This is a genomic window from Pseudonocardia sp. NPDC049154 (assembly GCF_040648315.1).
Lineage (GTDB): Bacteria > Actinomycetota > Actinomycetes > Mycobacteriales > Pseudonocardiaceae > Pseudonocardia.
The window spans coordinates 1-12637 of record NZ_JBEZDN010000053.1; the positions used below are offsets into that span (position 1 = coordinate 1).

12 protein-coding genes and 1 pseudogene are annotated in these 12637 nt (G+C 74.1%); 3 read left to right on the plus strand and 10 right to left on the minus strand.

Annotated features, from left to right (window positions below):
• Positions 1 to 97: 97 nt before the first annotated feature.
• From AB0B41_RS23465 to AB0B41_RS23475, 3 genes are all read right to left on the minus strand, one after another.
• Complete coding sequence (locus AB0B41_RS23465; protein WP_358206723.1) at positions 98 to 610, minus strand: DUF2127 domain-containing protein; 513 nt, start codon at positions 608 to 610, stop codon at positions 98 to 100.
• A 27-nt stretch (positions 611 to 637) separates the two neighbouring features.
• Positions 638 to 1810, minus strand: a complete 1173-nt coding sequence (locus AB0B41_RS23470; RefSeq protein WP_358206725.1) for a YncE family protein — start codon at positions 1808 to 1810, stop codon at positions 638 to 640.
• Positions 1811 to 1945: 135 nt separating this feature from the next.
• Positions 1946 to 2728: an HAD-IIA family hydrolase gene (locus tag AB0B41_RS23475; RefSeq protein WP_358206727.1), complete on the minus strand. Its 783-nt coding sequence runs from the start codon at positions 2726 to 2728 to the stop codon at positions 1946 to 1948.
• A gap of 191 nt (positions 2729 to 2919) precedes the next feature.
• Between AB0B41_RS23475 and AB0B41_RS23480 the strand changes: the two are divergent.
• A pseudogene (locus AB0B41_RS23480) lies at positions 2920 to 4458 on the plus strand (ATP-binding cassette domain-containing protein).
• Positions 4459 to 4507: 49 nt separating this feature from the next.
• Here AB0B41_RS23480 and gndA read toward each other — a convergent pair.
• Both gndA and AB0B41_RS23490 read right to left on the minus strand, forming a co-directional pair.
• Positions 4508 to 5941, minus strand: coding sequence for an NADP-dependent phosphogluconate dehydrogenase (gene gndA / locus AB0B41_RS23485; protein ID WP_358206730.1), 1434 nt, complete (start codon positions 5939 to 5941; stop codon positions 4508 to 4510).
• Between the two features lie 153 nt (positions 5942 to 6094).
• Positions 6095 to 6667: a hypothetical protein gene (locus AB0B41_RS23490; RefSeq protein ID WP_358206732.1), complete on the minus strand. Its 573-nt coding sequence runs from the start codon at positions 6665 to 6667 to the stop codon at positions 6095 to 6097.
• A gap of 167 nt (positions 6668 to 6834) precedes the next feature.
• On the opposite strand from AB0B41_RS23490, the gene AB0B41_RS23495 reads away from it, so the two are divergent.
• Complete coding sequence (locus AB0B41_RS23495) at positions 6835 to 7581, plus strand: histidine phosphatase family protein (protein ID WP_358206734.1); 747 nt, start codon at positions 6835 to 6837, stop codon at positions 7579 to 7581.
• Here AB0B41_RS23495 and ygiD read toward each other — a convergent pair.
• The 5 genes from ygiD to AB0B41_RS23520 all read right to left on the minus strand — a co-directional run bounded on the left by ygiD (position 7578) and on the right by AB0B41_RS23520 (position 11487).
• Positions 7578 to 8435, minus strand: a complete 858-nt coding sequence (ygiD, locus tag AB0B41_RS23500) for a 4,5-DOPA dioxygenase extradiol (protein WP_358206736.1) — start codon at positions 8433 to 8435, stop codon at positions 7578 to 7580. The genes AB0B41_RS23495 and ygiD overlap by 4 nt on opposite strands.
• Positions 8436 to 8446: 11 nt before the next feature.
• Positions 8447 to 9250, minus strand: a complete 804-nt coding sequence (locus AB0B41_RS23505) for an SCO1664 family protein (RefSeq protein WP_358206739.1) — start codon at positions 9248 to 9250, stop codon at positions 8447 to 8449.
• A gap of 6 nt (positions 9251 to 9256) precedes the next feature.
• Positions 9257 to 9847 carry a DUF3090 domain-containing protein gene (locus AB0B41_RS23510; RefSeq protein WP_358206741.1) on the minus strand — a complete coding sequence of 197 codons (591 nt, stop codon included), beginning with the start codon at positions 9845 to 9847 and terminating at the stop codon, positions 9257 to 9259.
• Between the two features lie 61 nt (positions 9848 to 9908).
• Entirely contained in the window at positions 9909 to 10640 is a 732-nt protein-coding gene (locus AB0B41_RS23515; RefSeq protein WP_358206743.1) for a histidine phosphatase family protein, read from the minus strand.
• A gap of 25 nt (positions 10641 to 10665) precedes the next feature.
• Positions 10666 to 11487 carry an undecaprenyl-diphosphate phosphatase gene (locus AB0B41_RS23520; RefSeq protein WP_358206745.1) on the minus strand — a complete coding sequence of 274 codons (822 nt, stop codon included), beginning with the start codon at positions 11485 to 11487 and terminating at the stop codon, positions 10666 to 10668.
• 93 nt (positions 11488 to 11580) lie between these two features.
• On the opposite strand from AB0B41_RS23520, the gene AB0B41_RS23525 reads away from it, so the two are divergent.
• On the plus strand, positions 11581 to 12528 hold the full coding sequence (locus tag AB0B41_RS23525; protein WP_358206747.1) for an aldo/keto reductase: 948 nt from the start codon (positions 11581 to 11583) through the stop codon (positions 12526 to 12528).
• Positions 12529 to 12637 lie beyond the last annotated feature (109 nt).

Sequence of the window (12637 nt, forward strand, 5' to 3'; positions counted from 1 at the left end):
ACCCCAACCCGAGCGCATAAACGCCGTTTACGCGCATGCTCCCGCGAGTCCAACGTCCAACCGCGCCAAGCGGGCTTAGTTCAGCACCCTCCTAGCACTAGGTTGCGCGGCGCTCCCGGCGCAGCATCCGGTACTCCCGGATCACCAGGATCGTGATCGCGAGGTCCAGGGCGGCGAGGAAGGGCAGCACCAGCGAGCCCGTGTGGACCGCCCGGATCACCTCGTACACCACGAACAGCAGCAGGACGGCGATCGCCACCGGGTAGGCCGGCAGCCACTTGCGCAGCAGCGCCACCACCAGCGCCAGCTTCACCACTCCGTGCAGGGCCAGGTAGAGCACGGCGAACGTGCGGTCGCCGGACACGAACTCGGTGGTCCCGGCGACGAAGTGCCGGGCGAGCGTGCCGTCGGGCGGGCCGAGCAGGTCGTGGGCGAGGACCTCGGCGACGAGGTGGTGCACGGCCGCGCCGGACACCGCGACCAGGACGAGCGCGCCGATCAGCTCCACCGCGCCGTCGATCCCCTTGACGAGCAGGGCGAGCCGGAAGAGCCGCTCGGTGCGGCCGGCCGCGCGGGACCCGGCGGCGGTGTCCCGCTCGTCGGCCGTCACGCGTCCTCCCCGTTCAGCAGGTGATGGTCAGCGGGTGATCCCGGTGTGGCCGAGCGAGTAGCGCCCCGGCTGGGGCCACACGCACAGGCCGTGCGGGCCGTTGCCGACGTCGATCTTCCGGATCAGGCTGCCGTCGACGGTCGAGAGCACGTAGACCTCCCGGTCGTAGCGGCCCGAGAGCCACAGCTGGCTGCCGTCCGCGGTCACGTTGCCCATGTCCGGGCTGCCGCCGCCCGGGATGTGCCAGGTCGTGATCAGCGCGCCGGTGTAGGCGTCGAGGACGCTGATCGAGCCCTCGTGCCGGTTGGTGACGAAGAGCCGCGTCGCGTCCCGGGAGAGGTAGAGCCCGTGGGCGCCGTGCCCGGTCGGGATCTCGCGGATGACCCGGGTGGCCGCGCCGTCGAGCACCCAGAGGCCGTTCTGGTCGTGGTCGGCGACGTAGAAGACCGAGCCGTCCGGGGCGAGCTTGATGTCCTGCGGGCCCATGCGCGTGTTGCGGGTCGGCATGTCGATCGTCCGCAGCAGGGCGCGGCGCGGGACGTCGACCACCGCGACCCGCCCGGCGAACTCGCAGGTGAACACGGCGGTCCGGCCGTCCGGGGTGAAGTCGGCGTGGTCGATGCCGGCGCAGTCCGGGGTCGGCAGGTCGCCCTGCTGCACCCAGGTCTGCGGGTCGTAGAACACCAGCCGCTTCTGCGCCTCGGCGACCGAGATCGCCGTGCTGCCGTCCGGGGTGAAGTACATGTTGTACGGATCCTGCACCGGGATCGCGGCGCCGGGCTTGCCGGTCACCGGATCGAAGGGCACGACCTTGTTGAGGATGTCGTCCGTGGCGTACAGGGTGCGCATGTCCCACGAGGGCACGACGTGCTGCAGCTCCCCGCCCAGGCGGTGGACCCCCACGACGGCGAACGTGGCCGGGTCGATCACCCGGACCTCGCCGGACTTGGTGTGCGGCACGTAGACCAGCGGCTTCGCGGCCTTCGCGGCGTCGGAGAGCATGTTCGCCCCGGCGTCGGCGTAGACGTTGCGCGCGTTGGTGACCGGCGGCATGCCGGGCAGTGCGTCGCTGGCGGCGGCCGGCGCGGGCGTGACCCCGGCCCCGGGGGACGGCGCGGTCGTCGTCCCCCCACCGCTGCACGCCGCGACGAGCACCGTCAACCCGACCACCGCCACGGCGAGTCGCCCTCGCACACCCATCACGCACGTCCCCCAGCACTCGGACCGCCCCGGCCCGACAGCCTGCTCGCCGTGGCGGGGGTTCCGCCAGTACCTGCCGGCCCCGGCGCGCCCGATCCCCCCGGTCCCCCAGCCCGATCCCCCCGGCCCGATCCCCTAGAGCCCGAGCAGGTCCGGGACGTCGGCGATGTAGTCGACCACCCGCTGCGGGCGCTCCCCGCCGACGCCCTCCTCGGCCTCCGGGCGGAACTTGCCGGTCCGCACGAGGACGCCCCCGATGCCGGCCGCCTGCGCGCCGAGGACGTCCGCCTCGACGTCGTCGCCGATCATCACGGCCTCCTCGGCCGCCACACCCAGCCGCGACAGCACCGCAGCGAAGAAGGCCTCCGACGGCTTGCCGAGCACGGTGGCCTCGACGCCCGCGGCCTCCTCGAGCCCGGCGAGGAAGGCGCCGGTGTCGAGCTGCAGGCCCGACGACGTGCGCCAGTACAGGTTGCGGTGCATCGCGAGCAGCGTCGCGCCCTCCTGCAGGCGGGCGAAGACGGCGTCGAGGGCCTCGTACGTGAACTCGGGGCCCGCCCCGCCCAGCACCACGACGTCGGCGCGCTCGGTGAGGTCCACGAACCGGACGTCGCCGAGGTCGGCCGCCACGTCGCCGCTGCTCAGCAGGGCCACCCGCGCGTCCGCGTGGTGGGTGCGCAGGTGCTCGGCCGTGGCGGCGGGGGCGGTGAGGACGTCGTCGACCTCGACCGGGAAGCCCGCGTCGGCGAGCGTGCCGGCGATCTCGGCCCGGGTGCGCGAGGTCGTGTTGGTGACCAGCGCGAACGGCAGGTCCGCCGCGCGGATCCGGCGCAGGGCGTCGACGGCGCCCTCGAGCGGCTCCCAGGACACGGTGAGGACGCCGTCGATGTCGATCAGCAGGGCGCGCACGTCGGCCATCCGCGAACGCTACCCGTGCCCCCGGAGCGCCGTTGCGCGTGCGCGAGGCACCGGCGGCCCACCGAAAACCGGATGACGCCGCAGATACCGTCGGTCCCGTGAGTACGCAGCTGTTCTTCCTCTGAGCACCGGACGACGTCCGGGCCCGCGTGACCGCGGGGCCGCCCTTCGCGTACCCCCGAGGAAGAACCATGTGCTCCGCGCTGCTCACCACCCATCTCGCACTGTCGTCCGTGCGCGTCGCCCTCGGCGGGCGGCCCGTGCTCACGGGCGTCGACCTCACCGCCGGCGCGGGCGATCGCGTCGCCCTCGTCGGGGAGAACGGCCGCGGCAAGACCACCCTGCTCCGCGTGCTCGCGGGCGACCTCGTGCCGGACTCCGGCGAGGTCCGACGGGCCGGCTCGGCCGGGGTCGCGGACCAGCAGCTCCCGGCCGCCGGCACCGTCGGCGACCTGATCGACCGGGAGCTGACGGAGGTCCGGGCCGCCCTCGCCGCGCTCGACGCGGCGACCCTCACCATCGAGGACGACCCGGACACCTACGCCGACGCCCCTCGCCGCGGCCGAGGCGCTCGACGCCTGGGACGCGGACCGGCGCGTCGACGTCTCGCTGGAGGCCCTCGGCGCGGTGACCGACAGGTCCCGGCCACTGGGCACGCTGTCCGTGGGGCAACGGCACCGGGTGCGGCTCGCCGGGTTGCTCGGCGCGCGGCACCCGGTCCTGCTGCTCGACGAGCCCACCAACCACCTCGACGCCGCCGGGCTCGCGCACCTCACCGACCGGCTGCGCGAGCACCCGGGCGTGGTCGTGCTGGCGAGCCACGACCGGGCGTTGCTGGCGGACGTCGCGACGACCGTCGTGGACCTCGACCCGTCCGCCGACGGCCGCCCCCGCACCTACGGCGGCGGCTGGTCCGGGTACGTCGAGGGCCGGACCGCCGAGCGCGCCCGCTGGGAGGCGCTGCACCGGGACCAGACCGAGGAGCACCGGCGGCTCGCCGACGACCTGTCCGCCGCGCAGAACCGGTTGCAGTCCGGCTGGCGGCCGCCGAAGGGCACCGGGAGGCACGCCCGGGCCACCCGGGCGCCGGCACTGGTACGGGCGGTGCACCGGCGGCAGGAGGACCTGGCGGCGCACCGGGTGTCCGTGCCCCCGCCGCCGCTGCGGTTCGAGATGCCGCAGCTCGGCGGCGGCCGCTGCACGCGTGGGACGTGGGGGTGCCGGGCCGGCTCGCACCGCGGACCGTCGACCTGGCCGCGGGTGACCGGCTCGTGGTCACCGGGCCGAACGGGGCCGGCAAGTCCACCCTGCTCGGTGAGCTGGCGCGGCTCGGCCGGCGGGTGGGCTACCTGCGGCAGGAGTCCGACCTGCCGGCGGACCGCAGCGCGCACCAGGTGCACGAGTCACTGGTCGCGCGGCTCGTGTCGGCCGGACACCTCGACCCGGGTGAGGCGGTCCCGCTCGGCGCACTCGGGCTGCTGTCCGGCCGGGACGCGGGGCGTCCGCTGCGTGAGCTGTCCGTGGGCGCCCGGCGCCGGGTCGACCTGGCCCTGGTGCTGGCGGCCCGCCCGCAGGTCCTGCTGCTCGACGAGCCGACCAACCATCTCTCGGCGGCCCTGGTCGACGAGCTGACCGAGGCCCTGCGGACGACGCAGGCAACGGTCGTCGTGGCGACCCACGACCGTCAGCTGCTGCGGGACACGGCGGACTGGCCCCACCTGCGCCTCTGAGTGCTGTGAGTGGCAATAGTCGCCATAGCGACTATTGCCACTCACAGGGTCAGCCGGTCTGGACCTCGGAGCCGTCCTGGGCCCAGCGGGTGTGGAAGGAGCCCTCGGCGTCGATGCGCCGGTAGGTGTGGGCGCCGAAGTAGTCCCGCAGGCCCTGGATGAGGTTGGCCGGGCCGCGCTCGCGGCGGTAGCCGTCGTAGTACGACAGCGAGCTCGAGAAGGCCGGGATCGCCACGCCCTGCTCCGTCGCGACGGTCACGACCCGCCGCCACGCGTCCTGCGCGTCGGCCACGGCCTCGGTGAAGTACGGGACCATCAGCAGGTTGTCGAGGTCCGGGTGCTCGGCGTAGGCGTCGCGGATCCGGTTGAGGAACTGCGCGCGGATGATGCAGCCGCCGCGCCAGATCGTGGCCATGTCGCCGAGCTTGAGGTCCCAGTCGTTCTCGATCGACGCCGCGCGCATCTGGGCGAAGCCCTGCGCGTACGCCACGACCTTGGACGCGTAGAGGGCCTGCCGGATGTCGTCGACCAGCTGGTCGTCCGCCTTCTGCGCGGGCGACGGGCCCGCCAGCGTGGTCGACGCCGCCCTGCGCTCGTCCCGCAGCGCGGACAGGGTCCGGGCGAACACCGCCTCCGTGATGCCGGTCAGCGGGACGCCGAGGTCCAGCGCGTCCTGCGAGGTCCAGCGGCCGGTGCCCTTCTGCTCGGCCTGGTCCACGATGACGTCGACGAGCGGCCGGCCGGTCTTCTCGTCCGTCTTGGCGAGGACCTTCCCGGTGATCTCGATGAGGAAGGACTCGAGGTCGCCGCTGTTCCACTCCTCGAAGATCTTCCCGATCGCCGGGGCGTCGAGACCGGCGACGTGGGTGAGCAGGTCGTACGCCTCGGCGATGAGCTGGATGTCGGCGTACTCGATGCCGTTGTGCACCATCTTGACGTAGTGCCCGGCGCCGCCGGGGCCGACGTGCACGCAGCACGGGGTGTCGTCGACCTTGGCCGAGATGGCGGTGAAGATCTCCTCGACCTCGGCGTAGGCCTCCGGGTCGCCGCCGGGCATGATGCTCGGCCCGAGCAGCGCGCCCTCCTCGCCGCCGGACACACCGACGCCCATGAACCGGATGCCGTTCGCCTCGCACTCGGCGGTGCGGCGCACGGTGTCCGGGAAGTGCGAGTTGCCGGCGTCGATGACGATGTCGCCCTGGTCGAGGAGCGGGGTGAGCTCCTCGATGACGGCGTCGACGGGCTTGCCCGCCTTCACCATCACGATGATCCGCCGCGGCCGCTCGAGCGCGTTCACGAAGTCCTCGACGGACTCGGTGGCGGTGAAGTCGCCCTCGCCCCCGTGCTCGGCCATGAACTGCTCGGTCTTCGCCGTGGTGCGGTTGTGCACGGCGACCGGGACGCCGCGGCTCGCGATGTTCCGGGCCAGGTTCGCGCCCATCACCGCCAGCCCGGTGACGCCGATCCGGCTCTTCTCCGCCATGCGCTCGCTCCCTCGGTGTGGTGTCGCTCGTCGCTGCTCGTGAGTTCCGCCGGCGGGCGGCCGCGCGCTCGCGCCACCCGCTCCCGGGGGCCCATCCTGCCCCTCGGGGCGGTGCGGGGGCGACCCGCGATCGTCGCGAGGAGGTGTGATCCGCTACCCGGGGAGGCCGGCGCGCCAGAGCGTGAGCACGCGGGCGGCGACGCGGTGGTGCGCGGCGATCGCCTCGGGCGGCGGCGCCTCGAACACGGTTCCGTCGGCGCCGCAGCGGCGCAGCACGTCGGTGTCGCTGCCGTGGTCGGTGTCGAGCAGCACGTGGACCAGGGTCATGTCCGGGACCAGCACGGACAGCGCCGCGGGGGCGTCCGTGGCCGGCGGGTCGAGCACGGGCGACGCTCCGCCCGGATCGCCCGGTGCGGGCACGTGCGGCAGCAACCGGAGCCCCAGCTCCCGCGCGGCCGCGCCGAGCACCACGACGTCGCCGGGGTCGACCGTCACGTACACGAGGTGCGGGCTCAGGTGCTGCTCGCCCCGGCGGGCGGGCCGGCAGGCGGCGTCGAGGGCGGTGACGAGGCGGCGGCCGCACTCCAGCACGAGCCCCGAGGCCAGCGAGCTCACCTGCGTCGACCCGGCGACGGTTGCGAGGCCCATGACCGCGGACGAGATCAGCCGCGCCCACTCCCCCGGCGCGTACGGCAGCGCGCGGCGCACGCCCGTCCCCGGATCCACCCGACCCCACCTCCTCGTCACCCAGCGTGGCGATCGGCGGGTCGCGTTGCCATACGCGGAACTGCGTAAGCAACCCTGCGTAGGCGTTCCCGAGGCGGCAACGGCCGGTCCCGGCCGGCGGGGTCGGCGATCTACGGTGGCCCCAGGCGCACACAGGGAGGTGGCCCGTGACCGGGTACGACGTCGTCCTGCTCCGGCACGGGGAGACCCACGGCTACGACGGCGACCACGGGCTCACCGCCCGGGGCGAGGAGCAGGCCCGGGCGCGAGGGAAGGCGCTGGCCGCCGAGCTCCCGGCGGGCGTCCGGGTTCTGATGCCGCGCGCCCGCACCGCGCGGGCGACCGCCACGGCCGCGCTCGTGCACGAGATCCTGGTCGACGCCGGGATCGCGGCCGGCGAGCCCTATCCCGACCCCGCCTTCGACAACCTGCGCTTCTTCCTGCACGGACGGGTGGTCGACACCTCCGTGGCCGTCCGCGAGCGCCTGGACCTGCGGGGAGAGCTGCCGCACTGGGCCCAGGAGTACGCCCGTTTCGACTCGGACTTCCGCGAGGTCGCCGCGGCGGGCGGGCCGATCACGCACTGGATCCGCACACCCGGCCTGTACTTCGAGCCGCCCCAGGTCGCGGCGCACCGGGTCTGGCGCGGGATCGACGCGCTGGCGCTCCCGGCGGGCGAGGTCGCCGTCGTCGCCACCCATTCGGCGCCGATGCGCGCGTTCGCGGTGACCTGCTTCGGCGACGACGAGGCGGGCGAGCCGGAGAACCTCGAACCGATCCGGGTGACGGCGCGGGCCGACGGCACGCGCACGGTCCGCTTCCGCGACCGCGCGCTGACCCTCGACGCCACGCCCCCGCTCCCGCCGTGGTTCGACCGGACCTGGCTGGACGGGTACGGGCGCGGCCAGGCCTAGATGTTCGTGGACCCGGGCGGCACGCCCGGCGGCAGCGGCGCGGCGTGCTCCTCCCCCGCTGCCTGGGGCACCGCGTCGAGGTCGAGCGTGTACGAGGTCATCGACAGCGAGCCGTAGGTGTAGCCGTCGACCAGCACGTCGGCGCCGTGCCCGGCGGCCGCGCCCAGCCCGGCGAGGTAGAGGACCGGGACGAGGTGGTCCGGCGTCGGCACGGCCGCGGCCCAGTCGCCGGCCTCGCGCAGCCGCAGCACCTCCTCGGGCTCGCCGGTGAGCACTACCCGGGCGGCGTCGTCGAACCGCTGCGCCCAGTCGAAGCCGGACTCCGGCCGGCGGGCGTCCATGCCGGCGAGGTTGTGCACGACGTTGCCGCTGCCCAGCACCAGCACCCCGCGCTCGCGGAGCGGGGCCAGCCGGGCGCCGAGGTCCAGGTGGTACTCCAGCGGCTTCGTCGCGTCGATCGACAGCTGGACGACGGGCACGTCCGCCTCGGGGAAGACGTGCGCGAGGACCGACCAGGTGCCGTGGTCGAGGCCCCAGCTGTCGACGTCCGCCCCCACCCACGTCGGCTTCACGATCTCCGCGACCTCCTCGGCGAGCTCCGGCGCGCCCGCCGCCGGGTAGTCGACGGCGAACAGGTCCTGCGGGAAGCCGAAGAAGTCGTGGATCGTGCGCGGACGCGGCATCGCGGTCACGGCGGTGGCATTGATGTACCAGTGCGCGGAGATCACGAGCACCGCGCGCGGCCGGGACAGCGCCTCACCGAGGGCGCGCCAGGACTCGGTCCAGCGGTTGCGCTCCAGCGCGTTCATGGGGCTGCCGTGCCCGACGAACGCCGCCGGCATGGTGGTGCTCATGGCCGGAGAGCCTAGAACGCGGGCCAGGGGATGGCGGGGCCGTAGCCCGAGGGCTCGGGGAACAGCGGTACGGCCAGCAGGAGGTCGACCCGGTCGGTGAGCGCCCGGATCTCGGACAGCGTGACGTGCGGGCCCAGCTCCTCGCCCAGGTTCCCGGCGAGCTCGGCGCGCAGCTTGGACAGCGCCTCGATCTCCGCGTCGTCGAGCTCCTCGCCGACCCAGCCCCAGAGCACCGTCCGGAGCTTGTCCTCGACGTGCATCGTGAGCCCGTGGTCGACGCCGTAGACCCGGCCGTCGTCGCCGGCGAGCACGTGCCCGCCCTTGCGGTCGGCGTTGTTGACCACGACGTCGAACACCGCCATGGCCCGCAGCCGCGGGTCGTCCGCGTGGACCAGCACCGCCGGCGAGCCGTCGTCACCCCGGGCGCGCAGCACCCCGCGCCAGCCCGCCTTGACCTCCTTGGGCGAGCAGATGTCGACGAGGTCCTCGGTGGTCTCCGTCTCCACCCAGGCCTGCACCATGCCCGGGCCGAACGGGCCCTCGCGCAGCACCGTCGGCGGTACCAGGTGCCAGCCCGCGGCCTCGGAGATCAGGTAGCTGGCGACCTCGCGGCCGGCCAGTGTGCCGTCGGGGAAGTCCCACAGCGGGCGCTCGCCGCGCACCGGCTTGTAGACGCATTGCAGAGTGCAGCCGTCCGCCGAGACGGTGCCGAACAGGGTGGCGTTGGAGGCGTCGACCATCCGCCCGGTGACCTCGATTCGTCCCCTGCGCAGGACGTCGGGCACCGCGGGATCGCGCAGGTCGGAACCGGTCAAGCGCGCTTACTCGCCCGCGCCGGAGACGTCCCCCATCGGGGAGCGCTGGTGGTAGCCGTTGAGCCGCACGCAGACGTGGCCCTGCGGGTCCAGCGGCTCCGCGCACAGCGGGCACGGGGCGCGCCCGGCGGACACGACCTTCTCGGCCCGGTCGGCGAACTCGCGGGCCTGCAGCGGGGAGAGGAACACGCGCAGCGCGTCGGGGCCCTCCTCGGTGTCGTCGAGGACGACGGACTCGTCGACCTCCTCCTCGGTCACCGCGAGCAGCTCGACCACGATGGACCTCGAGTCCGCGTCCCAGCCCAGGCCCATCGTGCCGACCCGGAACTCCTCCTCGAGCGGCACGGCCAGCGGGTCGTTGTCCGAGGACTCGACCTCCTGCCCGGTGTCGACCTCGCTGCCGAACCGCCGCGCGATCTCGGCGAGCAGCGCCTCGATCCGCTCCGCGAGCACCGAGACCTGCTGCTTCTCCAGCAGCACGCTGATCGTGCGCGCGTCCTCGATGGCCTGCAGGTAGAAGGCCCGGTCGCCGGGTTCGCCGACGGTGCCCGCGACGAAGCGCTCGGGCTGGCGGAAGACGTGGATGACGCGTGACATGGCGAAACCCAGAGTAGGCCAACCCCGCGGGCGTGGCACCCCGGTGTGGCCGACCAGCCCGTCAGGCCCCTGTGGAGCCACCGACCACGGCGTCGGACGAGGGTTCGGCGGCCGGTTCGGGGGTGCCGTCGCCCTGCCCCTCCTCGCCCTCCTTCGGCGGCGGCGGGACCAGCGAGGCGACGTCGCCGCCGACGTCGTTGACCCGCGCGACGAACGGCCGGGTCGTCGTGTAGATCACGACCGACATCGAGCAGGTGTCGACCACGATCCGCTGGAAGTTGTCGAGGTGGCTGGCCAGCGCATCGGCCAGCACCGACTTGATCACGTCCCCGTGGCTGCAGGCGACCCAGATCGCGTGGGGCCCGTGCGCGGCCGCGATCCGCCGCTCGTGGTGCCGCACCGCGGCAACCGCGCGGGCCTGCATCCCGGCGAGTCCCTCGCCGCCGGGGAACACCGCCGCGGACGGGTGCGCCTGGACGACCTTCCAGAGGTCCTCCTTGGCCAGCTCGGACAGCTTCCCGCCGGTCCAGTCGCCGTAGTCGACCTCGGAGAGGTCCTCCTCGACGACCGGGGCCAGGCCGCGGGCCTCGGCCAGCGGGGTCACGGTCTGCCGGCACCGGAGCATCGGCGAGGTGACGATCTCGGCGATCGGCAGCGGCGCGAGCCGGTCGACCACTGCCGCCGCCTGCTCGCGGCCCTTGTCGTCCAGCTCGACGCCCGGCGTCCGGCCGGCGAGCACGCCCGCGGTGTTGGACGTCGACCGGCCGTGCCGGAGCAGGATCAGGGTGGTCACGACGATCGAGACTACGTGCCGGGTCCTAGGTGGCGGAGACGGCGCCGATGGCGAGCGCCGCCATCAGCGCCACGCCGAGCGCGATCCGGTAGGCGACGAACACGTAGACGGTGTTCTTCTCGACGAACCTCAGCAGCCACGCGATCACGGCGTAGCCGACCACCCCGGCGATGACCACGGCCACGATCATCTGGGCGGGCGAGGGCCCGTCGCCCGCGAAGACGTCCGGCAGCGTGAACAGGCCCGACGCGAACACCGCGGGGATGGCGAGCAGGAACGAGAACCGCACGGCGGCGGCCCGCTCGAGGCCGAGGAACAGGCCGACGGTGATCGTGCCGCCCGACCGGGACACCCCCGGGACCAGCGCCATGGCCTGCGCGAAGCCGAGGATGATCCCGTCCCGCATGGTCAGCTTCTCCAGCGGGCGCTCCTGCCGGCCGTAGCGCTCGGCGAGGCCCAGCAGGATGCCGAAGACGACGAGCGTGGTCGCGATCAGCCAGAGGTTGCGGGCGACCGTCTCGATCTGGTCCTTGAACAGCACGCCGAGCACGCCGATCGGGATCGTCCCGATGATGACCATCCAGGCCATGCGGTACTCCTGGGTCGCGCGGACCTCGGGGTCGCGCAGCCCGCGGAACCACGTCGCCACCAGGTTCCCGATGTCCTTGGCGAAGTAGATGATCACCGCGAGCTCGGTGCCGATCTGGGTCACGGCCGTGAAGGCGGCGCCCGGGTCGTGGCCGAAGAACAGCCCGGACACGATCCGCAGGTGCCCCGACGAGGAGATCGGGAGGAACTCGGTCAGGCCCTGGACCAGGCCGAGCACCACGACCTCGAGCCAGCTCATCGGATGTCGTCCCGGATGGCGGTCACGGGGCGTCACCGTAGCGAGGGCGGGGTCGGCCGCCGCGGACCCACCCCCGGATGGCAGGCTCGTGAAGTGCTGCGCAGGAGGGTCGGGGGGTCGGGGCTGCAGGTGTCCCGGATCGGTCTGGGCACCATGACCTGGGGCGAGGACACGGACACCGACGGCGCGGGCGAGCAGCTCCTCGCCTTCGTCGAGGGCGGCGGGACACTCGTCGAGACGGCCGACGTCTACGGCGACGGCACCGCACAGGAGGTCCTCGGCGTCCATCTCGAGGCGGGCCTCGTCGACCGGGACGACCTGGTGATCGCCGCCCGCGGCGGGCCGCCGGACGGTGCCCTGGGGCGGCAGGCCGCGCGCGGCGCCCTGCTGCACGGCCTCGACGCCACCCTGCGCCGGCTGCGCACCGACCGGCTCGACCTGTGGCAGCTGCCCGGCTGGGACCCGCAGGTCCCGCTCGAGGAGACCCTCTCGGCGATCCAGGTCGCGGTGCTGAGCGGGAAGGTCCGCTACGCCGGGCTGGTCGCCCCCGCGGGCTGGCAGCTCGCCACCGTCGCGGAGCGGGCGCGCTCCCTCGGCAACGTCGTGCTCCCCGTCTCGGCGCAGGCGGAGTACTCGCTGCTGCACCGCGGCCCCGAAGCCGAGCTGCTGCCCGCGGCGCGGCACCACGGCCTGGGGCTGCTCGCCTGGGCCCCGCTCGGGCGCGGCGTGCTCACCGGCAAGTACACCGACGGCACGCCGGCGGACTCCCGCGCGACCTCGCCCGTCCTCGCGGCCTACGTCGAGGCGCGGCGCAACGAGCGCAGCGCCCGGATCGTCCAGTCCGTGCTCACCGCCGCGGACGGGCTCGGGACGTCGCCGCTGGCCGTCGCGCTGGCCTGGGTCCGGGACCGGCCCGGGGTGGCCGCGGCCGTCGTCGGGGCCCGCGACGCCGCCCAGCTCTCCGCCTCGCTGGCCACCGAGTCGGTGTCCCTGCCACCGGAGATCCGGGCCGCGCTCGACGACGTCAGCGCCGGGCCCTGACCGGTTCGCGAAGCTCGCGCCGAACCCTGGCACCGGCGCGCGACACCCTCGTATGGTGGACGCGTAACCCCCGGTTCACCGGGGGTCGCGAGCACGGCAGGAGGTGACC

Excerpts from the sequence above, each read along its gene's own strand:
- AB0B41_RS23470 (WP_358206725.1), bottom strand. The coding sequence starts at position 1,810 with ATGGGTGTGCGAGGGCGACTCGCCGTGGCGGTGGTCGGGTTGACGGTG.
- AB0B41_RS23475 (WP_358206727.1), bottom strand. The coding sequence starts at position 2,728 with ATGGCCGACGTGCGCGCCCTGCTGATCGACATCGACGGCGTCCTCACC.
- gndA (WP_358206730.1), bottom strand. The coding sequence starts at position 5,941 with ATGGCGGAGAAGAGCCGGATCGGCGTCACCGGGCTGGCGGTGATGGGC.
- ygiD (WP_358206736.1), bottom strand. The coding sequence starts at position 8,435 with ATGAGCACCACCATGCCGGCGGCGTTCGTCGGGCACGGCAGCCCCATG.
- AB0B41_RS23510 (WP_358206741.1), bottom strand. The coding sequence starts at position 9,847 with ATGTCACGCGTCATCCACGTCTTCCGCCAGCCCGAGCGCTTCGTCGCG.
- AB0B41_RS23520 (WP_358206745.1), bottom strand. The coding sequence starts at position 11,487 with ATGAGCTGGCTCGAGGTCGTGGTGCTCGGCCTGGTCCAGGGCCTGACC.